Origin of the sequence: Streptomyces viridosporus T7A (genome assembly GCF_008704515.1) — a bacterium.
GTDB classification, from domain to species: domain Bacteria; phylum Actinomycetota; class Actinomycetes; order Streptomycetales; family Streptomycetaceae; genus Streptomyces; species Streptomyces viridosporus.
In genome coordinates this window covers 1642783-1664163 of sequence record NZ_CP023700.1, presented here as the reverse complement: position 1 = coordinate 1664163, position 21381 = coordinate 1642783, and the positions used below count along the sequence as shown (strand labels likewise).

Here is a 21381-nt window from a genome sequence, read left to right as displayed (position 1 = left end):
CCGATGAGCGAGAACGAGCGAGACGAGACGACGCCCGCTCAGGCGTCCCCGCCCAGGCCCGCGTCGGCCCCGCGGCCCCGGCCCGCCCCCGAGACCACGCCCGCGCCCGCGCCCGCGAGCAGCCTGCGCAAGGAACTGCCCGCCGAGGTGCCCGCGAGCGCGCCCGCGGTGGCGGAAGCGCCGAAGACCGAGCCGGGGCCCCAGCTCACCGGGCGGCAGCGGCTGGTGCAGGGGCTGTGGCCGCCGCGGGTGACCCGGGCTCAACTCATCGTGGCCCTGCTGCTGTTCGGTCTGGGATTCGGTCTGGCCGTCCAGGTGGCCTCCAACAGCGACAGCGACAGCGCGCTGCGCGGGGCACGACAGGAAGATCTTGTGCGCATCCTCGATGAACTCGACGACCGCACACAGCGTCTTGAGGACGAGAAGCAGGGACTCGAGAAGCAGCGCGAGGAGCTGGAGAACAGCTCCGACCAGGCCGAGGAGGCCCGCAGGCAGACGATCGAGAAGGAACGGCAACTCGGCGTTCTGGCGGGCACGGTGGCCGCGCAGGGTCCCGGCATCACGATGACCATCGAGGACACGAAGGGGACGGTCGAGGCGGACATGCTGCTCGACGCCATCCAGGAGTTGCGTGCGGCCGGTGCCGAGGCGATCCAGGTGAACGGTGTGCGGGTCGTGGCGGGCACCTATCTGACGGATTCCGGCAACGGTGTCGGCGTGGACGGGAACAAGATCACCGCGCCCTATCGTTTCAAGGTCATCGGCAAGCCGCAGGACCTCGAGCCGGCCCTCAACATTCCGGGAGGCGTGGTGCAGACCCTCGAGAAGGAACAGGCCACCGTTACCGTGGAGCGGTCCACCAAGATCGTCGTGGATGCCTTGCGAGCCGCGAAGCGGCCTGACTACGCTCGGTCGTCCTCCCGGTGAAGCGGGGGTGCATGGGGGACATCCGGCGAGGGCATGAGGTTGCGGGGGGTCGGCGCACCGAATGGGTGGTGCGTGGTGGAAACTGTCTGGCGGAGGCGGACGTTGTGAAGATGTCCGGGTCGGCCAATGTGTTCAGTCAGGGTTCGTCCTGCCCCACGGGCGGGTCTGTTTCGGTCAAGGGGAATCGCCCGTGAAGTTGTTTGCGAAGTTGTTCGGCAAGAGCGCGCGAGAGGGCAGCGACAACGCGACCGCTCGCCATCGCGCACAGCCTGACGCGGAAGGTCAGCGTCCACTGTTCCGGGACCAGGTCACCGGTCCGGGCGCGGACGTCGCCGGAGGTCAGGGCGCGCCGTCGGTTGACCCTGCGCAGCCGGGCGGCATAGGTTTCGGGCAACCGTCGACCTCAGGTACGGGCGGAGGGTTCTCCGACCCGTACGCGCCCCCTGCCCCTGGTGGGCAGCCGCAGCAGGAGGATCCGTCCATGTCGGTCCTGGTGTGTACGAGGTGCGGTAACCGCAACGCGGAGAACAGCCGCTTCTGCTCCCACTGCGGAGCGCCGCTCAGGCCGGGCGTCACCCCGGAGCGCCCCTCCGAGACGACGTCCACGATCTCGATCTCCGGTCTCGAGGCCTACGACGCCGAGACCACCGGTCAGACGCCGATGCCGACGCTCTCCCCGGAGGCGCAGGCGGCCGTCGACGCCCTGCCGGTGGGCTCCGCGCTCTTGGTCGTGCGCCGCGGTCCGAACTCGGGCAGCCGTTTCCTCCTGGACGGCGACCTGACCACGGCCGGGCGTCATCCGCAGAGCGACATCTTCCTGGACGACGTGACGGTCTCCCGGCGGCACGTGGAGTTCCGCCGCAGTCCGGACGGCTCCTTCACGGTGGCCGACGTGGGCAGCCTGAACGGCACGTACGTCAACCGCGAGCGGATCGACCAGGTCGCCCTGTCGAACGGCGACGAGGTGCAGATCGGCAAGTACAGGCTGGTCTTCTACGCGAACCAGCGGGGCTACTGACCTTCCCCCGGACTCCGTCCGGGGGACCAGCAGGGAAGGTCCATGCTTCACACACCGAGCGGCGGTGCCGGAGACGGTGCCGCCGCAACGGACACCGGACTGATGAGCATCGGCACGGTGCTGAACGTGCTGCGTGAGGAGTTTCCCGAGGTCACCATCTCCAAGATCCGATTCCTGGAGTCGGAAGGGCTCATCGAGCCGCAGCGGACCCCTTCGGGGTACCGCAAGTTCAGCGCCGGGGACGTCGAGCGCCTCGGCCACGTCCTGAGGATGCAGCGGGACCACTACCTGCCGCTCAAGGTGATCCGCGAACACCTGGAGGCCATGGAGCGCGGGGAGGCCGTCCCGCTGCCGGTGCTGGTCCGGCCGCGTGACGGGGAGGCCGGTCAGGAGCCCGTGCTCGAGGCGCCCGCGGTGGCCCGCATCGGGCGCGCCCAGCTGCTGGCGGCCGCCGGCATCGGCGAGCGGGAGCTCGCGGAGTGGGAGTCGTACGGGCTGCTCACCCCGGTGGAGGACGGGGTGTACGACGCCGAGGCGGTCACCGTCGCCGAGCTCATCACCGAGTTGGGGCGGTTCGGGATCGAGCCCCGGCACCTGAGGGTCATGAAGGCCGCCGCCGACCGGGAGGCCGGCCTGGTGGACCAGCTCGTCGCTCCGCTGAGACGCCACCGGAACCCGCAGACCAGGGCCCATGCGGAGGCCCGTACGAAGGAGCTGGCGGCACTCACGGTGAAGCTGCACACGGCGCTGGTGCAGACGGCGCTCGGGGTGCGGCTGCCCTGAGCCGGACGCGCTCGGGCGGCCGGATCGGCCCCCCGAGCCCTGCCCGACTACCCAAACGTCCCGGGCACGGCCTAGGGTTGCTGTGTGAACGAGCTCGATGTCGTAGGTGTCCGGGTCGAAATGCCCTCCAACCAACCGATCGTGCTGTTGCGTGAAGTGGGCGGCGACCGCTACCTCCCCATCTGGATCGGACCGGGGGAGGCGACGGCCATCGCCTTCGCCCAGCAGGGCATGGCCCCCGCACGGCCGCTGACCCACGACCTGTTCAAGGACGTGCTGGAGGCCGTCGGTCAGGAGCTCACGGAAGTGCGCATCACGGACCTGCGCGAGGGGGTCTTCTACGCGGAGCTGGTCTTCGCCAGTGGGGTCGAGGTGAGTGCCCGGCCGTCCGACGCCATAGCGCTGGCCCTGCGCACGGGGACGCCGATCTACGGGAGCGAGACGGTGCTCGACGACGCCGGGATCGCGATCCCGGACGAGCAGGAGGACGAGGTGGAGAAGTTCCGCGAGTTCCTCGACCAGATCTCGCCCGAGGACTTCGGCAGCAGCAGTCAGTGAGGGACCGCGGCCGTCGGGGCCCCGCCACCCGCCCGGGCCGGTGGAGTCGGGGAAGGCCACCCGGCCGGTGCGGAAGACATTCGGCTAGCCTTTCCCCGCGAAGGAGCACGGGAAACCACTCTTAGGGTGATTATCACTCGGCGTGCCGAGTGTGGCGATCGTTGACGCACCCTTGGTGACTGCCTACCGTCGAGGAGGCAGGTCAAGGACGGAGGTCGGCGTGAGAAGCAGCGGCGACGGTACGGCTGGGGGTGCCCCCGGACGCAGTCTCGGGGCGAACGGGCCGTTCCCTTCCCCGGGCTCCCGGCTCCGCTCGAGCGGGGGAATCCCCCAGCACGACAGCGCGGCCGAACACGTTCCGCAGCGACCGACGGCCGTGCCGAGCAGCGGAGGGGCGACGTCCATGGCGTCCGAGCAGATCGGCTACCGGGGCCCCACGGCCTGCGCGGCCGCCGGCATCACCTACCGGCAGCTCGACTACTGGGCCCGCACGGGGCTGGTCGAGCCCAGCGTGCGGCCCGCCCACGGATCCGGCACCCAGCGGCTGTACAGCTTCCGCGACGTCGTCGTCCTGAAGATCGTCAAGCGGTTCCTCGACACCGGTGTGTCCCTGCAGAACATCCGCACCGCCGTCCAGCACCTGCGCGAGTGCGGCTTCAGCGACCTGGAGCGCATGACGCTGATGAGCGACGGGGCCACGGTCTACGAGTGCACCTCGCCCGACGAGGTCCACGCCCTGCTCCAGGGCGGCCAGGGCATCTTCGGCATCGCCGTGGGCGTGGTGTGGCGGGACGTCGAGAGCGCGCTGTCGCAGCTGCACGGGGAGCGCGTCGACACCGGGGAGACGCTGATCGGCCACAATCCGGCGGACGAGCTGGCGCGGCGGCGGAACCGGGCCGTCTGAGGCCGGCGCTGTCAGTGGTGTAGGGCAGCATCGGACACGTGAGATCCTCGCCCACGATCCTGCATCTCGACATGGACGCCTTCTACGCCGCGGTGGAGCAGGCGTCCAAGCCGAGTCTGCGCGGGAAGGCCGTCGTCGTGGGCGGGCTCGGGCCACGCGGTGTGGTCGCCACCGCCTCGTACGAGGCCCGCGTCTTCGGCGTCCACTCGGCGATGCCCATGGGACAGGCCCGGCGGCTCGCGCCCCACGCCGCCTACCTGGTGCCCCGCTTCGCCTTCTACCGGTCGATCAGCGAGCAGGTGATGGGGCTGCTGCGGGACCTGTCGCCGCTGGTCGAGCCGCTCAGTCTGGACGAGGCGTTCGTGGACCTGGAGGCCGGTGGCGCGGCCTGGGACGAAGAGTCGGCGCGGCTGGCCGGGGCGAAGCTGCGCGCGGACATCCGGGCGGTCACGGGGCTCACCGGGTCGGTGGGGCTCGCGGCCTCCAAGATGCTCGCGAAGATCGCCTCGGAGCAGGCGAAGCCGGACGGGCTGGTGCTGATCGAGCCGGGCACCGAGCGGGCGCTGCTGGGACCGCTGCCGGTGCGGACGCTGCCGGGGGTGGGACCGGCCACCGGCGACCACCTCAGGCGGGCCGGGATCCACACGGTCGAGGAGCTCGCCGAGGCGGGGGAGGACGAGCTCGTACGGCTGCTGGGCAAGGCCCACGGGCACGCGCTGTACGCCATGGCGCTGGCGCGGGACGAGCGGTCCGTGGTGGCCGAGCGGGAGACGAAGTCGGTGTCGGTCGAGGACACGTACGACGTGGACATCCACGACCGGGTGCGGGTGGGGACGGAGGTGCGGAGGCTCGCCGACCGGTGCGTGCGGAGACTGCGCGGGGCGGGGCTGTCGGGGCGGACCATCGTGCTGAAGGTGCGCCGGTACGACTTCTCCACCCTCACCCGGTCCGAGACGCTGCGGGGGCCGACGGACGATCCGGCGGTGATACGGGAGGCGGCGGCGCGGCTGCTGGAGTCGGTCGACACGACGGGCGGGGTGCGGCTGCTGGGCGTGGGGGTCAGCGGACTGGCCGCCTACACGCAGGAGGACCTGTTCGCGCAGGCGGCGGGCGTGGACGAGGACGTCCTCGCCGAGGAGCCCGAGGCCGCTCCCGCGCAGGAGCGGCAGGCTCCCGCCGAGCGGCGCTGGTCGGCGGGGCACGACGTGCGGCACGCCGCCCACGGGCACGGGTGGGTCCAGGGCAGTGGGCTGGGCCGGGTCACGGTGCGTTTCGAGACGCCCGATTCGGGACCGGGACGGGTGAAGACCTTCCGGATCGACGACCCGGATCTGGAGCCGGCGGAACCGCTGCCGCTGGTGGCGCGAAGACCGGGAAGAAGTGAGCGGGCGGAGGCCGGCGGGGTGGGGTCGGCGGGTCCGTGAGCGGGGTCGGTGGTCGCCGGGGCCGGTGGGGTGCGGACGCGGGACCGGACGGGCGGGCGGCCGTGAGCCGCCACGGTGAGCGCGGTGAGCGGGGTGCGCGGCCGGGCGTCCGCGGGCGGGGCGGGGGCTCCGGGCGGTTCGCGCTCCGCCCGCGGTTCGCCGGTCCCGGCGGTCCGTGGACGGGCCCCGATGGCCCCGTGCGGACGGGCGGGGTCGCCGGGGCCGGGCGCGGTTGCCGGTGCGGAACCGGAAGGCAGGAGAGCCCGTGGAGCGCTCCGCTCTCCCCGAGGGACGTCTCCGCCCTGGCGACGGGGACCGGGCGGGCCGACCCGTCTCGTCGGCCCCGGGCGGCACGGACGTCGTCCGCGGACCGGTGAGCGGGACGGCTCCTTCCCCCGAAGGTCACGGCGGCCGGGAAGGGGCCGCCGGGTGCTCAGGCCGGTTCGTCCTTGCCCGCGAGTCTGCCGAAGTCGCGGTCCGGGAGCGGGGGAGGGGCGGTGACGTCCAGGCCGTAGTGGTGGTAGAGCTGGAGCTCCTGCTCCGGGGAGAGGTGGCGGCCGACGCCGAAGTCCGGGGCGTCCTTGATCAGGGCGCGTTCGAAGGGGACGTGCAGGGCGCCGTCGATCAGTTCGCTGGGCTCCAGGGGGACGAAGGCGTCCCTGCTGAACAGTCCGGTGCGTATCGCCGCCCACTCGGGCACTCCGGTGGCGTCGTCGAGATAGACCTCGTCGATCGTGCCGATCCGGGTTCCGTTGCGGTCGAACGCCTTGCGGCCGATCAGGTGGCGCGGATCGATGTCGGTCTGCACGGGCCCTCCACTGGTCGCACACTCATCCGTAAGCACTACGAAAAGGCACAATCGGCGCAGCGGCCACTCGAAAGTCCCGGTGCGGCGCTCGCTGGTACGCTGGCAAACGGCTGCTGACCCCGTGCGGGAGAGTCCTCCGGAGTCCACCGGAGGCGCCGAAGGAGCAAATCCTCCCCGGAATCTCTCAGGCTCACGTACCGCACGGACGAGGTCACTCTGGAAAGCAGGGCGGGTGTCGACGGCTTCCGCTCTCACCGACGGTGAAAGCCGGACGCCTTCGGACGGTCCGGTGAAGCTCTCAGGTTGAGATGACAGAGGGGGAGGCCGTCCGGGCACCAGCGCCGTGGTGCCCCTCGAAGGTCGTCAGACCAGGAGGCCTCCGCAATGACCGTCCATCGCACTCCGCTCTCCGAGCTCGAACAGGGAACGCCCTTCGAACAGCGCCACATCGGCCCCGACCACGAGGCCCGGGCCAAGATGCTCGCGCAGGTCGGTTACGGCTCGCTGGACGAACTGACGGCCGCCGCGGTCCCGGATGTGATCAAGAACGCCGACGCGCTGGACCTGCCGGGGGCGCGGAGCGAGGCCGAGGTGCTGGCCGAGCTGCGTTCGCTGGCCGGCCGCAATGAGGTGCTCGGCTCCATGATCGGGCTCGGGTACTACGGAACGTTCACCCCGCCCGTCATCCTGCGCAACGTCATGGAGAACCCGGCCTGGTACACGGCCTACACGCCGTACCAGCCGGAGATCTCGCAGGGGCGGCTCGAGGCGCTGCTGAACTTCCAGACCACGGTCGCCGAGCTCACCGGCCTGCCGACCTCCGGCGCCTCCCTGCTGGACGAGGGGACCGCCGCCGCCGAGGCGATGGCGCTGTCGCGGCGCATGGGCAAGAACAAGAAGGGCCTGTTCCTGGTCGACGCGGACGCGCTGCCGCAGACCATCGCCGTGATCGAGACCCGGGCCGAGCCGACCGGCGTCGAGGTCGTCGTCGCCGACCTGAGCGAGGGCATCCCCGCCGAGGTCGCCGAGCGCGAGATCAACGGCGTGCTGATCCAGTACCCGGGTGCCTCCGGCGCCGTACGCGACATCAAGCCGGTGATCGACCGGGCGCACGAACTCGGCGCGCTCGTCACCGTCGCCGCCGACCTGCTCGCCCTCACCCTGCTCAAGTCGCCCGGTGAGCTCGGCGCGGACATCGCGGTCGGCACCACGCAGCGCTTCGGTGTGCCGATGGGCTTCGGCGGACCGCACGCCGGATACATGGCCGTGCAGGAGAAGATGGCGCGCAGTCTTCCCGGGCGGCTCGTCGGCGTCTCCGTCGACGCCGACGGACACCAGGCCTACCGGCTGGCGCTGCAGACCCGTGAGCAGCACATCCGCCGCGAGAAGGCCACCAGCAACATCTGCACCGCCCAGGTGCTGCTCGCCGTCATGGCCGGCATGTACGCCGTCTACCACGGCCCGCAGGGGCTGCGGACCATCGCGCGGCGCACCCACCGGTACGCGGCGGTCCTCGCCGAAGGGCTGCGGGCCGGCGGGGCCGAGATCGTGCACGGTTCCTACTTCGACACGCTGACCGTCCGGGTCCCGGGGCGGGCCGCCGAGGTCGTCGCCGCCGCGCGCGACCGGGGCGTCAACCTGCGTCCGGTCGACGCCGACCACGTCTCGATCGCCTGTGACGAGACCACCACCCGCGACCTGCTCGCCGCCGTGTGGGGCGCCTTCGGCGTCGAGGGCGACGTCGAGGCGCTGGACGCGGTCGCCGAGGACGCGCTGCCGGACGCGCTCCTGCGCACCGACGAGTACCTCACGCACCCCGTCTTCCACCAGCACCGCTCCGAGACCGCGATGCTGCGCTACCTGCGCCGCCTCGCCGACCGGGACTACGCGCTGGACCGCGGCATGATCCCGCTGGGCTCCTGCACCATGAAGCTCAACGCGACCACCGAGATGGAGCCGATCACCTGGCCCGAGTTCGGGCAGCTGCACCCCTTCGCGCCCGCCGAGCAGGCGCAGGGCTACCTCACGCTCATCCACGAGCTGGAGGAGCGGCTCGCCGAGGTCACCGGTTACGACAAGGTCTCCCTCCAGCCCAACGCCGGCTCCCAGGGCGAGCTGGCCGGCCTGCTCGCCGTACGCGGCTACCACCGGGCCAACGGCGACGCGCAGCGCACCGTCTGCCTGATCCCGTCCTCCGCGCACGGCACCAACGCCGCCAGCGCCGTGATGGCCGGGATGAAGGTCGTCGTCGTCAGGACCGCCGAGAACGGCGAGGTCGACGTCGAGGACCTGCGGGCGAAGATCGAGCAGTACCGCGACGAGCTGGCGGTGCTGATGATCACGTACCCCTCGACGCACGGCGTGTTCGAGGAGCACGTCGCCGACATCTGCGCGCAGGTGCACGAGGCCGGCGGCCAGGTGTACGTCGACGGCGCCAACCTCAACGCGCTGGTGGGCCTGGCCAAGCCGGGGCACTTCGGCGGTGACGTCTCGCACCTGAACCTGCACAAGACCTTCTGCATCCCGCACGGCGGCGGCGGACCCGGCGTCGGCCCGGTCGGCGTGCGGGCGCACCTCGCCCCGTACCTGCCGAACCACCCGCTCCAGCCCGAGGCCGGACCGGAGACCGGTGTGGGGCCGATCTCGGCCGCGCCGTGGGGCTCGGCGGGCATCCTGCCCATCTCCTGGGCGTACGTCCGTCTCATGGGCGGCGAGGGGCTCAAGCGGGCCACGCAGGTGGCGGTGCTCAGCGCCAACTACATCGCCAAGCGCCTCGAGCCGCACTACCCGGTGCTCTACACCGGCCCCGGCGGCCTCGTCGCGCACGAGTGCATCATCGACCTGCGCCCGCTGACCAAGGCGACCGGCGTGAGCGTGGACGACGTCGCCAAGCGGCTGATCGACTACGGCTTCCACGCGCCGACGATGTCCTTCCCGGTGGCCGGCACGCTGATGATCGAGCCGACCGAGTCCGAGGACCTGGCCGAGATCGACCGGTTCTGCGAGGCGATGATCGCGATCCGCGCGGAGATCGAGAAGGTCGGCTCCGGCGCGTGGCCCGCGGACGACAACCCGCTCCGCAACGCCCCGCACACCGCCGCCGCGCTCGGCGGGGAGTGGGAGCACGCCTACGGACGCGAGGAGGCCGTGTTCCCGGCCGGGGTGAGCGCCGCCGACAAGTACTGGCCGCCGGTGCGCCGCATCGACCAGGCCTTCGGCGACCGGAACCTGGTGTGCTCCTGCCCGCCGCTGGACGCGTACGAGGACTGACCCACCCGAAACGGAAGGGTTGCGTAGGGCCCCGCTCCGGCCGCACGGCCGGAGCGGGGCCCTACGCCGTGTGCGCGGGCCGTCGTGTGCTACGCCGGGTACGCGTGGGTCTGCGCGGCCTTGACCGCCGCCCACACCGGGGCGCCCGGATGCAGGCCCAGCTCGGCCGCGGCGACCGCGGTGAGGTCGGCGGTCAGGGGGAGTTCGCCGGTGAGCTCCGCGCGGACCTGGTCGCCGTGGGGCTCCAGGCCGGCGACCTCGCAGCGCCAGAGGTTGCGGGCGCTGGAGCCGGTGGGGCGGTCGCGGTGGAGGGTCACGGCGCCGGGCGGGAACGCCACGAACGCGGGGCCGGAAAGGTCCTCCGTGGTGCTCACCGCGGGGCCGGCGTCGAGCCGGACCGTGTGGCCCTCGGCCTGCCCGCGGTACAGGTTGAGGCCGACCAGCTGGGCGACGTACTCGGTGCGCGGGTGGCGGGCGGTGTCGGAGGGCGTGCCCTCCTGCACGATCCGGCCCCGCTCCACGACGATCAGGCGGTCGGCCAGCACCATGGCGTCCAGCGGGTCGTGCGTGACCAGGACGGCGACGGCCTCGAAGGCGGCCAGATGGCGGCGGAGACCGGCCCGCACCTCCAGCCGGGTACGGGCGTCCAGGGCGGCGAGCGGCTCGTCCAGGAGCAGCAGCCGGGGGCGGGTGGCCAGGGCGCGGGCGAGCGCCACCCGCTGGGCCTGGCCGCCGGAGAGCCGGCGGGGCTTGGCACCGGCGTGCTCGGCCAGGCCCATGCGGTCCAGCCACTCGGCGGCCAGGGCGCGGGCCTGTGCCTTGCCGGCGCCCCGGCAGCGCGGTCCGAAGGCCACGTTGTCGAGGGCGGTCAGGTGCGGGAAGAGCAGGTAGTCCTGGAAGACGACGCCGACCGGGCGCGACTCGGGCGGCGTGCGGCGCAGCTCGACGCCGTCCAGCCGCAGATGGCCCGCCGTGAGGGGAGCGAGGCCGGCGAGCGCGCGCAGGGCGGTGGTCTTGCCGGCGCCGTTCGGGCCCAGCAGGGCGACGACGTCGCCGGGCGCGGCGGTGAGCGCGATGTCCAGGCGGAAGGAGCCGCGGTCGACGACGAGCCGCGCGTCGAGGCCCTCGGCGGCCGGTGCGGGCGCCGGGCCGGACCTCTTTCCGGGGTCCTCGCCGAGGTCTTCCGGCAGGGTCTCGGGCACGGGATCAGACCGTCCTCATCCAGCGGTCCCGCAGTCCGGCGAGCACGGCGACGGACACCGCCAGCAGCACCAGGCTGAGGGCGATCGCGGCGGCCGGGTCGTTCTGCAGGGCGAGGTACACCGCGAGCGGCATGGTCTGGGTGCGGCCGGGGAAGTTGCCGGCGAAGGTGATCGTCGCGCCGAACTCACCGAGGGCCCTGGCCCAGGCGAGGACGGCACCGGCCGCGATGCCCGGGGCGACCAGCGGCAGGGTGACCCGGCGGAACGCGGTGAACCGGGAGGCGCCCAGGGTGGCGGCCGCCTCCTCGTAACGCGGGTCGGCGGCCCGCAGCGTGCCCTCGACGCTGATGACGAGGAACGGCATCGCCACGAACGTCTCGGCGAGGACGACGCCCGCGGTGGTGAAGGGCAGGGTGATGCCGAACCACGCGTCCAGCCACTGGCCGACGACCCCGTTGCGGCCCAGGGCGAGCAGCAGGGCGACGCCGCCCACCACCGGGGGGAGGACCAGCGGAAGCGTCACCAGGGCGCGGACCAGGCCGCGGCCGGGGAACTCCGTACGGGCCAGCAGCCAGGCCAGTGGGACGCCGATGACCAGGCTCAGCGCGGTCGCCGCCGTGGCGCAGACCAGCGACAGGCGCAGCGCCTGCCACACCTCGGGGCTGGTCAGCTGCTCGGGGAGGCTGCGCCAGGGAGCTCGGAGGAGGAGGGCGAGGAGGGGGACCAGGAGGAAGGCGAGGCCCAGGAGGGCGGGCGCGAGGAGGAGGAGGGGGACGCCGCGGCCGGGGGTGCGCGGGCGCGGCGTGCGGGGGGCCTTCGCGGCCGGTGTCCCGTTCCGGCCGCCGCCGGAGGGCGGGGCGGGCGCGCCCGGGTCCGGCGGGGTGCCGTGCCGACCGGTCATGGCGCGAGGAATCCGGCCCCGGTCAGGACCTTCCGGCCCTCCGGCGACCGCACCAGTGCGACGAACGCCTTCGCCGCCGTCGGGTTCGGGGCGTTCTCGAGGAGGGCGATCGGGTAGTCGTTGACGGCCTCGGCCGACTCCGGGAATTCCACGCCCTCCACCCTGTCACCCGCGGCCCTCACATCCGTCCGGTACACGACGGCGGCGTCGGCCTCCTTCAGCTCGACCTTCGTCAGGGCGCTCTTGACGTCCTGCTCGTAGGAGACCGGCGTCAGGTCGACGCCGGCGGCCGTGAGGGCCGTTTGCGCCGCCGCACCGCAGGGCACCGTCCTGTCGCACAGCACGACCTTCAGACCGGGTGCGGCCAGGTCCCCCAGGGAGCCGATTCCCCGCGGGTTGCCCGGCAGGGTGGCGATCTCCAGCCGGTTGCGGACGAACGTGCTCGGGCTGCCCGCGGTGAGCCCCTCGTCCGTGACGGTCTTCATCGTCCTGGTACTGGCCGCCGCGAAGACGTCGGCCGGGGCACCGCCGGAGATGCCGGCGGCCAGGGTGTCGCTGCCGCCGAAGCTGAAGGTGACCGTGGTTCCCGGGTGCTCCTTCTCGAACCGCTCGCCGAGCGTGGAGAAGCCCTCCTCGAGCGAGGCGGCCGCGAAGACGGTGACCGTCCCGGAGGGGCCGTCCCCGGCGGACCCCGAGGTGTCCGTGCCGGACGCGGAGCAGCCGCCCAGCGCCAGGAGGACGGCGGCCGCGGCGCCGGCGGTCCGCAGGCGCCGCCGGGGGCGGCGGGCGGAACGGGTCATCTCGGTGGCACTCCCTCTGCGGGCCGGGGGGAGGAGCGGACACAGCCCTCCCCTGTGCTGATGATACTTACGCATCTGCCAGGGAGAGGTTCCCTGTCGCATCGTGTGTGCCAGGGAAGGCTGCTGAAAGGCTGGCATGTGCGCTCGCGCGACGGGCCCCCGCCCCGGTCAGACGCGGTCGATGTGGACGTTCGTCGACTTCACGCGTGCGGTGGCCTCCATGCCGACCTCGAGGCCCAGCTCCTCCACGGCCTCCCGGGTGAGCAGGGAGACGAGGCGGTGCGGGCCGGCCTGGATCTCGACCTGGGCGGCGACGTCGCCGAGTTTGATCGCGGTGACGATGCCGGGGAAGGCGTTGCGGGCCGAGGTGTAGGGGGCGCCCTCCTCGGCGGTGCCCGCCCTGGCGAGTTCGACCGAGAACGCGGCCAGGTCCCGGCCGTCGATGAGGCGCCGCCCGCTGTCGTCGCGGTGGGTGGTGATCCGGCCCGCGTCCGCCCAGCGGCGGGCGGTGTCCGGGCTCACGCCGAGCAGTCGCGCTGCCTGGCCGATCGTGTAGGACTGCATGCCGGTCACGATAGGGCGGTGGGGGCGGCCCGCGGGGTCCCGGGTGCGGTGCGGCGCCTTCGGAGCCTTCCGGAGGCCGGGGGTGTCCGCGGGAGGGTGCGCGGGACGAACTCCCCGCGCGGAAGGGGGCGGAGAGGCCGGGCGTCACTCCTGCCGGGCACCGGCTCACGGTGGGTGATCCGCTCCGGACACGCATCGGGGCCGGGTCGCAGGAGGTCCTGCGGTCCGGCCCCTGGCGTCCCGGGGCGGGCCCCGTCGGGCCCGGTGGGGCTCAGGCGGTGGTCAGGCGGGCGCCCCGGGGGCGCTGCGGGGCGATGGCCCTGCCGTCGGGCAGGAGTTCACCGGTGTCCTCGAAGAGCACGACACCGTTGCACAGCAGGCTCCACCCCTGCTCCGGGTGGTGCGCCACGAGACGGGCGGATTCCCGGTCGGCGGAGTCGGCCGAGGGGCACGGTGACTGGTGCTGGCACATGGATGGGTTCTTTCGCTCTGTGGTGACCTGTGAGACGTCTGTCGTGTCAGTTCCGCGGCGTGAAGGTTCGTTCATGGCCGCCCCCCGTTGTGATAGGTCGGTCGGAAACCAGTGTTGCCCCGCGGACGGCGATCCGCAGGGATTTCGCGGCACCACTCCTCACAGGTTGATGACGCGTCACCCGCGCGGGCGGTTCAGCTCAACTGCACGGTCCCTTCGGGTGGTTCGGCGTGGTCGGATGGGGCTAGTCCGGTGCCGCGGAAAAGCGTTCCGGGCTCGTACGAGTCTTTTCGCGCTCGGACGAGCGGGGTGGTGGGGGTGGGGCGGCGGGGTGGGGAAAGGACGGGGAAACGGCACGTCCCCCGCCGGCCCGGATCACGGGCGGCGGGGGACGCGGAGCCGGAGCGCGCGGGGCCTCAGGCGGCGGGGGAGTCGAGCAGCCGGGTGGGCGTCACCCGGTGGGTCAGCACCGGGAGCAGCTCGGCGACCCGGTGCGGGCGGTGGGCCGCGATCCCGGGCGGCGCCGGGGCCAGCGGGACGAGCAGGTCGGTGGCGGCCGGATGTCCGGTGGCCGCGTCCGCGGTGGGGTCGCCGTGCAGCCAGAGCGTCAGCATGTAGAGCCCGGGCACCGACAGCAGCCGGGGCTGGTACGGCTGCGTCAGGGCCTCGGCCTGGCGCAGCGCGAGCTCGGTGGAGGCGACGTAGGGGCCCTCGAAGAAGCGGGAGAAGGTCCAGCCGTCGGGGGTGAGCACGGTGTCCGCGGCGGCCACGGCGCGATCGCCGCAGCGGATCAGGAAGCGCCACCCGGCCAGACGTGTCGCGGACACGTCCTCGGTGGCGATCCGGTCCAGGACGTGCACGGGCAGGGGGAGCTCGGGCGAGGCCGGTCCCCGCGTGCCGAGCAGAGAGGGGGTTCGGGCTTCGCGGACCGCGGTCGGGGAGGAGAGCGCGGTGAGGACGGAACGCAGGGCGGGCGCGGGAGCCGGCGGGACATGCAGCGGCATGGTGGGTCGCCTCTCATTCGAAGGCACAGTGGCGCGAGGGCGGGGCGTGGCGGTGCGGACGGCGCTGTCAGCTCGCGAAGGTCAGAGAGGCGGGGCCGGGGGCTGAGCGCGCGAGGTGGGGGTGAGGTCTGCCGCCACATCACCTCGTCGGCTGGATCGCTCGACCGTGGGCGCCAACCTTCTCTGCCTTGTGCACGAAGTTTATACGACGCCCGTTCACCATATGTTTCGCCTAGCTGTTTTCGGCTCGCGAAACAAGGGTACTTCCGGCCGGTGAAATGCGAAAACCATCCCGATTTCAGGAGGGGTGCGCGACGGTGACCTCGGAAAACGACCGCGGAGTGGTCGGCTCATTGCCGTCGGCGTTTTTCACGAGTTCGCAGCGGCCCCGTAACGTGCGGTGCGCGCCATGCCGCGTGAATGTGCCACTGGTCACAGTCGCCAGCGTAGCGGTCGATGAGTCCGTCCGGGGCGTTATCGATCGCATTGACGGGGCATCCTCCCTTGTGCACCGGGACCCCGGCGGCCGTTCTTCGGTCCGCCCATCCGAGGAGGGACGCTTCGATGGGGGAGAAGGTCGTGGCAGGTCAGTTCGACCTGTCCGATCGCCAGCGCTACCGCGACAAGCTCCACAGGTGTCTGACGGGCTTGGAGCGACTCCTGGCGGAGAAGCGGTTCGACCGCCCCAAGAACCTCATGGGGCTGGAGATCGAATTGAATCTCGCGGGTGCCGACGGCATGCCGAGAATGTTGAATGCGCAAGTCCTCGAACGCATCGCGAGCCGGGATTTCCAGACGGAACTCGCCATGTTCAATCTGGAAGTCAACATCGCCCCCCACCGCCTGGGCGGCCGGGTATTCGACCGGCTCGACGAGGAACTGCGCACCTCGCTCGGCTACGCCGACCGAAAAGCCGGAGAGGTCGACGCGGGCATCGTGATGATCGGCATCCTGCCGACGCTGGGCCGGGACGACCTGGTCTCCTCGAACCTCTCCGACGTCGACCGCTACACCCTGCTCAACGACCAGATCGTGGCCGCGCGCGGTGAGGACTTCAAGCTCGACATCGACGGGGTGGAGCGCCTCAGCTGCACCTCGAAGTCCATCGCGCCGGAGGCCGCCTGCACCTCCGTGCAGCTGCACCTCCAGGTCACCCCGGACCGCTTCGCCGACGTGTGGAACGCGGCGCAGGCCGTCGCCGCCGCCCAGATCGCCGTGGGCGCCAACTCCCCCTTCCTCTTCGGGCGCGAACTGTGGCGCGAGTCGAGGCCCCCGCTGTTCCAGCAGTCCACCGACACCCGCCCGCCCGAGCTCCAGGCCCAGGGGGTGCGGCCGCGCACCTGGTTCGGGGAGCGGTGGGTCACCTCGGCCTTCGACCTCTTCGAGGAGAACCTGCGCTACTTCCCGGCCCTGCTGCCGATCTGCGACGACGAGGACCCCCTCGAGGTGCTGGACCGGGGCGGCATCCCCACCCTCGCCGAACTCGTCCTGCACAACGGCACCATCTACCGGTGGAACCGCCCGGTCTACGGCATCGCCGACGGCGTCCCGCACCTGCGGGTGGAGAACCGCGTGCTGCCCGCCGGGCCCACCGTCACCGACGTCGTCGCCAACGCGGCCTTCTACTACGGCATGGTCCGCGCCCTCGCCGAGGACAGCCGGCCGGTGTGGAGCCGGCTGCCCTTCGAGGCGGCCGCCGCCAACTTCGACGCCGCCTGCAAGGACGGCATCGACGCCCGCCTCACCTGGCCCCGGCGCGGCCGCTACGGCGGTACGGCCGAGGTGGACGCGGTCACCCTCGTGCGCGACGAACTGCTGCCGCTCGCCGAGGCCGGACTGGACGCGTGGGGGATCGAGCCCGCCGACCGCGACCTGTACCTCGGGGTGATCGAGGAGCGGTGCCGGCGCCGGGTGAACGGCGCGACCTGGCAGGCCGCGACCTTCCACCGGGCCCTGGACCGGGGACTGGGCCGCGAGGCCGCGCTGGCCGCCACCACCCGTCGCTACCGCGAGCTGACGGAGCAGGGCGATCCGGTGCACACCTGGCCGGTGGGCCTGCCGGAACCGGTGCCGACGGCCTGACCGCTGCGCCCGGCCCGCCGACCGGGCGCCCGGCCACTGCCCCCATACTGATCGGACCGATCGGTGATGTGGAGGCAGGTGTGCAGGCGGAGGCGGGCCCGGTGGCCGATTCCTACCCTGAGCGCGGGCTCTCGCGGACGACGCTCCGCAACGAGACGCTGCTCGTGCTCGCGCTCTCACTCGGCGCGAGCGGCGTCTCCGCGCTGATCAGTTTCCTCGGCTCGGTCACCAGGCCGGGCGGTCTGAAGGACCAGGCGGCCACGCTCAACGCCTCGGCCGCGCCGGGCCGCCCCTGGCTGGACCTGGCCTGGCAGCTCTTCGGGATCACCACGGCGCTCGTCCCGGTGGCGCTCGTCGCGCACTTCCTGATGCGCGAGGGGGCGGGGCTGCGCACCCTCGGGTTCGACCGCACCCGCCCCTGGTCCGACCTCGGCCGCGGAGCGGCGATCGCGGCGGTCATCGGCAGCAGCGGCATCGCCTTCTACCTGGCCATGCGCGGCCTCGGCTTCAACCTCACGGTGGTGCCGGAGGCGCTGCCCGAGGTGTGGTGGAAGTACCCCGTGCTGATCCTCTCGGCGATGGAGAACTCGATCCTCGAAGAGGTCATCGTCGTCGGCTACCTGCTGCGCCGGCTGGACCAGTTGGGCTGGTCCCCGGGCGCCTCGCTGGCGGCCAGTTCGGTGCTGCGCGGCTCGTACCACCTCTACCAGGGCATCGGCGGCTTCATCGGGAACGTGGTCATGGGCGTGGTGTTCGTGTACCTGTACCGGCGCTGGGGCCGGGTGGGACCGCTGGTGGTCGCCCACACGCTGCTCGACATCGGGGCGTTCGTCGGTTACGCGCTGCTGGCGGGCAGGGTGGACTGGCTGCCGACGGCCTGAACGCCCGAGTGAGGGCCGGGCGAGGGACCGGGAGCGAGGGGCGTGCGGCTGTGCCGCACGCCCCTCGTCCTTCCGGTGTGCTTCCGCCCTCCGCTCCCCGTCCGGGCTCAGACGAGCAGTTCGCCCTCGATGACCGTCACCGCCCGCCCGCTCAGCAGGGTGCGCTCGCCGCGCACCTCCGTGCGGACCCGGCCGGAGCGCGGTGAGGCCTGGAGGCCGGTGAGGACGGGGCGGCCGAGGCGCTCGGACCAGTACGGGGCCAGGGCGGTGTGCGCGCTGCCGGTGACCGGGTCCTCGTCGATGCCGAGGTTCGGGAAGAAGCAGCGGGAGACGAAGTCGTAGCCCAGCGCGGGGTTCTCGGCGCGGGCGGTGGCGATGATGCCGCGCTCGGAGAGGGCGCCGAGCGCCTTGAGGTCGGGGCGCAGGGCGTGGACCGTGCGCTCGTCGGCGACCTCGACGAGCAGGTCCCCGATCTTCGGGCCGGTGTCGAACGCCGTGCGGGGCGCGGCGCCCAGCGCGTCGGCGACGCCCTCGGGGAGGTCCACCGGGGTGAGCGGGGCGGTGGGGAAGTCCAGCGTGAGGGAGCCGTCCTCGTCGGGGGTGGCGGCGAGGACGCCGCTGCGGGTGGCGAACCGCACCGGGCCCTTGTGCGCGCCGGTGGTGTGCAGGACGTGCGCGGTGGCCAGGGTGGCGTGGCCGCACATCGCGACCTCGGTGGTGGGGGTGAACCAGCGCAGGGCCCAGTCGGCCTCACCGCCCGCCGGGAGCGGGTGGGCGAAGGCCGTCTCGGCGTGGTTGACCTCCAGCGCGACGTTCTGGAGCCAGGGGTCGTCCGGGAAGGCGTCGAGCAGCAGCACTCCGGTGGGGTTGCCGGCGAAGGGCCGGTCGGTGAAGGCGTCGACGATTCGCATGCGCATGCCCCGACCGTAAGGGCTGCGCGAAGCCGCAGGCCAAGGCCAATGTGCGGGGACTGGACCGGTTTCCGGCAGCTTCCGGCGCGGTGGTGCGGCGGCCCGGGAGGTTGTCCACCGAACCATCCCGATATATCGTTGAAGCATCGCGACAGATCAACGATGGAATGGAGTGGTTGCGATGCGCACCCATGGTTTCGAGCAGGGACACCGTCACGGCGGCCCGCGCGGCGGCCGGGACGACTTCGACCGGCCGCGCGCGGCGTTCGGCCCCTTCGGTCCGGGCGGGCCCGGTGGTCCCTTCGGTCCGGGCTTCGGTCACGGCCCGTGGGGCGGGCGAGGGCGCGGCGGACCCAGGGGGAGGGCACGGCGCGGTGACGTACGGGCCTCGATCCTGGCCCTGCTGAAGGACCGGCCGATGCACGGCTACGAGATGATCCAGGAGATCGCCGAGCGCAGCGGCGGGGCGTGGAAGCCCAGCCCCGGCTCGGTGTACCCCACCCTTCAGCTCCTGGAGGACGAAGGGCTGATCGTGAGCGAGAGCGAGGGCGGCAAGAAGCTGTTCTCCCTCACCGACGCCGGCCGCGCGGCGGCCGGGGAAGGCCCCGACGCCCCCTGGGAGGAAGCCTCCCGCGGCGTCGACTGGGAGGCGCTGGGCGAGATCCGGCAGGCCGGCTTCGGACTGATGGAGGCGTTCGGCCAGGTCTGGAAGACCGGCAGCAAGGAGCAGCGGGACAAGGCGCTCACCGTCATCAACGAGGCCCGCAAGAAGCTGTACCTGATCCTCGCCGACGAGGACTGACCGCGGCAGGCCCGAAGCCCGGTGCGGGCGAACGCCCGCACCGGGCTCCGCCGTCATGGGGCGTGCGGAAAGGCGGCGCGCGCCGCTCGAGGGAAAACGCCCTGATCTCCTCCGCAAGGAGGAGATTTCGGCCCGGGGAGTCCACTTCCCGTGGGACGCGGAAATGCTTCCCGCCGGGGATGACCCGGGCCCGCGGGGCTGATGGGGTGGGGATGTGCAAGCCCCTATCCCCCGGCAGTCGGCCCCTGGGCCCCGAGAGCGGGGGGCCCACCACGCGGACAACGATGCCAGGCTCGGTGCCGAGCTGGCAGCGGTGGTCACCGGTGCCCGCCGCAGAGCGGTCCGGGACGGGGACCGCCAGATCGACACCGCCCATCTGCTGCACTCGCTCCTGGAGTCCGACACCGAGGTGAGGACCGTCTTCGGCGAGGGCCCGCACATCGCCCGGCTGCTCGGCTACCTGGTCCAGCGCAGCATCGGCTACGGCCTGCGCTGGCAGAGCGGCGTCGAGGACTCCGGCGGCGCCCCCGTGGCCGCGGAGGTCGCGGGCTTCTCGCCGCTCGCCGCGGCCTGCATGGAGCGCGCCCACGAGCGCGCCGCCCGCCGCGGTGACGGTCCGGCACGCGGAGTGGATCTGCTCGCGGAGATCGCCGTGGAGCCGCAGGCGCGGGCCGTCGAGGTGCTCGAGCGCGCCGGTGTGGACACTTCCCGGCTGCCCGGCCGGATCGAGGCGCGGACCGACGGGCGGTACGGCGCACGGCCCGGGCGATACGCCGCCGAGGACGGAGATTCGGCCCGCTGAGCGACCCGGGGGAGGCCACCGCGCCGTCCAGCCGATGAGACAGGTGCCATGGGGGGTGACGCTCCTGTCGGTGCCTGTCATCATGTGCCGGTGCATACCTCTGTCAGCACTCGGAGCACTCGTGGCAAAGGCGTCGGGCTCGGCCTCGCGCTGCTGTCCGCGGTGGCCTTCGGGGGATCCGGTGTCGCGGCCAAGCCGCTGATCGAGGCGGGGCTGGACCCGCTCCACGTCGTGTGGCTGCGGGTGACGGGCGCGGCGCTCGTCATGCTGCCGCTGGCGGTGCGTCACCGGGGACTGCTGCGCCGCCGTCCGGGACTGCTGGCCGGGTTCGGTCTGTTCGCCGTGGCCGGTGTCCAGGCCTGCTACTTCGCCGCCCTGTCCCGCATCCCCGTGGGTGTCGCGTTGCTGGTCGAGTACCTGGCGCCCGCACTGGTGCTCGGCTGGGTGCGGTTCGTGCAGCGGCGCCCGGTGACCCGGGCCGCCGCGATCGGCGTGGTGCTGGCGGTGGGCGGGCTCGCCTGCGTCGTGGAGGTGTGGTCGGGCCTCGGCTTCGACGCCCTCGGGTTGTTGTTCGCGCTCGGCGCCGCCTGCTGCCAGGTCGGCTACTTCGTCCTGTCCGACCAGGGCAGCGACGCCGGCGACGAGGCCCCCGACCCGCTCGGCGTGATCGCCTACGGCCTGCTCGTCGGCGCCGCCGTCCTGACCGTCGTCGCCCGCCCCTGGTCCATGGACTGGTCCGTGCTCGCGGGCAGCGCCGAGATGGACGGCACCCCGGTCGCCGCCTTCGTGCTGCTGGCGTGGATCGTCCTGGTCGCCACGGTCGTCGCGTACGTCACCGGCGTGCTCTCGGTGCGCCGGCTCTCGCCGCAGGTCGCGGGTGTCGTGGCCTGTCTCGAGGCGGTCATCGCCACCGTCCTCGCCTGGGTCCTGCTCGGCGAGCACCTGTCGGCGCCGCAGATCGCGGGCGGTGCGGTCGTGCTGCTGGGCGCCTTCATCGCCCAGTCCTCGGCACCGGCGAAGGGCTCCGACCGGCCGGTGGCCGGCAGTGGGCCCGAACGGGAGTTGTCCCTGCCGGAAACGACCGCATAAGGTGTTGATCATGCATGCGCACGCACTCGTTCTCCCGCCTCCGGCCGCCTGAGGCGGGCCCTCCGGTGCATCCGCCCGGCGCGTCGCCGGGCGTGACGGTGCTGCCCGCAGACGGAGTCCGCTGACCCCGCCGCCCGGCCCGAGGGCCTGAACCCGGGGTCCCTTCCTTCCCGCGCCAC

20 protein-coding genes and 1 riboswitch are annotated in these 21381 nt (G+C 72.7%); of the genes, 12 read left to right on the top strand and 8 right to left on the bottom strand.

The genetic code is table 11. The features are described 5' to 3' along the window. Positions 1–3: 3 nt before the first annotated feature. The 6 genes from CP969_RS07860 to CP969_RS07835 all read left to right on the top strand — a co-directional run bounded on the left by CP969_RS07860 (position 4) and on the right by CP969_RS07835 (position 5614). A complete protein-coding gene (locus CP969_RS07860) occupies positions 4–927 on the top strand; it encodes a DUF881 domain-containing protein (protein ID WP_016827176.1) in 924 nt (307 codons plus the stop codon). 61 nt (positions 928–988) lie between these two features. Then, positions 989–1945 carry an FHA domain-containing protein gene (locus CP969_RS07855; RefSeq protein WP_078495448.1) on the top strand — a complete coding sequence of 319 codons (957 nt, stop codon included), beginning with the start codon at positions 989–991 and terminating at the stop codon, positions 1943–1945. Positions 1946–1987: 42 nt separating this feature from the next. After that, positions 1988–2728 carry a transcriptional regulator FtsR gene (ftsR, locus tag CP969_RS07850; protein WP_026085345.1) on the top strand — a complete coding sequence of 247 codons (741 nt, stop codon included), beginning with the start codon at positions 1988–1990 and terminating at the stop codon, positions 2726–2728. A gap of 84 nt (positions 2729–2812) precedes the next feature. Continuing rightward, on the top strand, positions 2813–3286 hold the full coding sequence (locus CP969_RS07845; protein ID WP_004990880.1) for a bifunctional nuclease family protein: 474 nt from the start codon (positions 2813–2815) through the stop codon (positions 3284–3286). A 220-nt stretch (positions 3287–3506) separates the two neighbouring features. Continuing rightward, on the top strand, positions 3507–4190 hold the full coding sequence (locus CP969_RS07840; RefSeq protein ID WP_004990883.1) for a MerR family transcriptional regulator: 684 nt from the start codon (positions 3507–3509) through the stop codon (positions 4188–4190). 38 nt (positions 4191–4228) lie between these two features. Continuing rightward, on the top strand, positions 4229–5614 hold the full coding sequence (locus CP969_RS07835; protein WP_026085346.1) for a DNA polymerase IV: 1386 nt from the start codon (positions 4229–4231) through the stop codon (positions 5612–5614). Between the two features lie 433 nt (positions 5615–6047). Here CP969_RS07835 and CP969_RS07830 read toward each other — a convergent pair whose 3' ends face one another. Continuing rightward, positions 6048–6422: a PRC-barrel domain-containing protein gene (locus CP969_RS07830; RefSeq protein WP_016827182.1), complete on the bottom strand. Its 375-nt coding sequence runs from the start codon at positions 6420–6422 to the stop codon at positions 6048–6050. Between the two features lie 114 nt (positions 6423–6536). After that, positions 6537–6632: riboswitch (glycine riboswitch) on the top strand. Between the two features lie 174 nt (positions 6633–6806). On the opposite strand from CP969_RS07830, the gene gcvP reads away from it, so the two are divergent. After that, positions 6807–9692: an aminomethyl-transferring glycine dehydrogenase gene (gcvP, locus tag CP969_RS07825; RefSeq protein WP_016827183.1), complete on the top strand. Its 2886-nt coding sequence runs from the start codon at positions 6807–6809 to the stop codon at positions 9690–9692. A gap of 89 nt (positions 9693–9781) precedes the next feature. On the opposite strand, the gene CP969_RS07820 is transcribed toward gcvP, so the two are convergent. From CP969_RS07820 to CP969_RS07795, 6 genes are all read right to left on the bottom strand, one after another. Next, positions 9782–10894 (bottom strand): ABC transporter ATP-binding protein, encoded by a 1113-nt coding sequence (locus CP969_RS07820; protein WP_016827184.1) that lies wholly within the window; start codon positions 10892–10894, stop codon positions 9782–9784. Between the two features lie 4 nt (positions 10895–10898). Next, positions 10899–11795, bottom strand: coding sequence for an ABC transporter permease (locus CP969_RS07815; RefSeq protein ID WP_016827185.1), 897 nt, complete (start codon positions 11793–11795; stop codon positions 10899–10901). Beyond that, positions 11792–12595, bottom strand: coding sequence for a molybdate ABC transporter substrate-binding protein (gene modA, locus CP969_RS07810; RefSeq protein WP_016827186.1), 804 nt, complete (start codon positions 12593–12595; stop codon positions 11792–11794). Before modA ends, CP969_RS07815 begins: the two co-directional genes overlap by 4 nt. A 168-nt stretch (positions 12596–12763) precedes the next feature. Then, positions 12764–13159, bottom strand: coding sequence for a TOBE domain-containing protein (locus CP969_RS07805; RefSeq protein WP_004990904.1), 396 nt, complete (start codon positions 13157–13159; stop codon positions 12764–12766). 271 nt (positions 13160–13430) lie between these two features. Next, positions 13431–13631 carry a DUF5999 family protein gene (locus CP969_RS07800; RefSeq protein ID WP_004990908.1) on the bottom strand — a complete coding sequence of 67 codons (201 nt, stop codon included), beginning with the start codon at positions 13629–13631 and terminating at the stop codon, positions 13431–13433. Positions 13632–14047: 416 nt separating this feature from the next. Next, positions 14048–14635 carry a hypothetical protein gene (locus CP969_RS07795; RefSeq protein WP_004990911.1) on the bottom strand — a complete coding sequence of 196 codons (588 nt, stop codon included), beginning with the start codon at positions 14633–14635 and terminating at the stop codon, positions 14048–14050. Positions 14636–15199: 564 nt separating this feature from the next. Here CP969_RS07795 and CP969_RS07790 point away from each other — a divergent pair. Further along, on the top strand, positions 15200–16717 hold the full coding sequence (locus CP969_RS07790; RefSeq protein WP_004990914.1) for a glutamate-cysteine ligase family protein: 1518 nt from the start codon (positions 15200–15202) through the stop codon (positions 16715–16717). 80 nt (positions 16718–16797) lie between these two features. Further along, positions 16798–17598 (top strand): CPBP family intramembrane glutamic endopeptidase, encoded by an 801-nt coding sequence (locus tag CP969_RS07785; protein ID WP_016827188.1) that lies wholly within the window; start codon positions 16798–16800, stop codon positions 17596–17598. Positions 17599–17705: 107 nt separating this feature from the next. On the opposite strand, the gene CP969_RS07780 is transcribed toward CP969_RS07785, so the two are convergent. Continuing rightward, positions 17706–18515 carry a PhzF family phenazine biosynthesis protein gene (locus CP969_RS07780; protein ID WP_004990918.1) on the bottom strand — a complete coding sequence of 270 codons (810 nt, stop codon included), beginning with the start codon at positions 18513–18515 and terminating at the stop codon, positions 17706–17708. A gap of 175 nt (positions 18516–18690) precedes the next feature. Here CP969_RS07780 and CP969_RS07775 point away from each other — a divergent pair, with 175 nt between their 5' ends. The 3 genes from CP969_RS07775 to CP969_RS07765 all read left to right on the top strand — a co-directional run bounded on the left by CP969_RS07775 (position 18691) and on the right by CP969_RS07765 (position 21202). After that, positions 18691–19311, top strand: coding sequence for a PadR family transcriptional regulator (locus CP969_RS07775; protein WP_016827189.1), 621 nt, complete (start codon positions 18691–18693; stop codon positions 19309–19311). A 214-nt stretch (positions 19312–19525) separates the two neighbouring features. Further along, positions 19526–20113, top strand: a complete 588-nt coding sequence (locus CP969_RS07770) for a Clp protease N-terminal domain-containing protein (protein ID WP_004990922.1) — start codon at positions 19526–19528, stop codon at positions 20111–20113. Positions 20114–20197: 84 nt separating this feature from the next. Next, positions 20198–21202, top strand: coding sequence for an EamA family transporter (locus CP969_RS07765; RefSeq protein WP_004990924.1), 1005 nt, complete (start codon positions 20198–20200; stop codon positions 21200–21202). Positions 21203–21381: the final 179 nt, after the last annotated feature.

Excerpts from the sequence above, each read along its gene's own strand:
- CP969_RS07805 (WP_004990904.1), bottom strand. The coding sequence starts at position 13,159 with ATGCAGTCCTACACGATCGGCCAGGCAGCGCGACTGCTCGGCGTGAGC.
- CP969_RS07775 (WP_016827189.1), top strand. The coding sequence starts at position 18,691 with ATGCGCACCCATGGTTTCGAGCAGGGACACCGTCACGGCGGCCCGCGC.
- CP969_RS07795 (WP_004990911.1), bottom strand. The coding sequence starts at position 14,635 with ATGCCGCTGCATGTCCCGCCGGCTCCCGCGCCCGCCCTGCGTTCCGTC.
- ftsR (WP_026085345.1), top strand. The coding sequence starts at position 1,988 with ATGCTTCACACACCGAGCGGCGGTGCCGGAGACGGTGCCGCCGCAACG.
- CP969_RS07790 (WP_004990914.1), top strand. The coding sequence starts at position 15,200 with ATGGGGGAGAAGGTCGTGGCAGGTCAGTTCGACCTGTCCGATCGCCAG.
- CP969_RS07780 (WP_004990918.1), bottom strand. The coding sequence starts at position 18,515 with ATGCGCATGCGAATCGTCGACGCCTTCACCGACCGGCCCTTCGCCGGC.
- modA (WP_016827186.1), bottom strand. The coding sequence starts at position 12,595 with ATGACCCGTTCCGCCCGCCGCCCCCGGCGGCGCCTGCGGACCGCCGGC.
- CP969_RS07800 (WP_004990908.1), bottom strand. The coding sequence starts at position 13,631 with ATGTGCCAGCACCAGTCACCGTGCCCCTCGGCCGACTCCGCCGACCGG.
- CP969_RS07855 (WP_078495448.1), top strand. The coding sequence starts at position 989 with ATGGGTGGTGCGTGGTGGAAACTGTCTGGCGGAGGCGGACGTTGTGAA.
- CP969_RS07860 (WP_016827176.1), top strand. The coding sequence starts at position 4 with ATGAGCGAGAACGAGCGAGACGAGACGACGCCCGCTCAGGCGTCCCCG.
- CP969_RS07815 (WP_016827185.1), bottom strand. The coding sequence starts at position 11,795 with ATGACCGGTCGGCACGGCACCCCGCCGGACCCGGGCGCGCCCGCCCCG.
- gcvP (WP_016827183.1), top strand. The coding sequence starts at position 6,807 with ATGACCGTCCATCGCACTCCGCTCTCCGAGCTCGAACAGGGAACGCCC.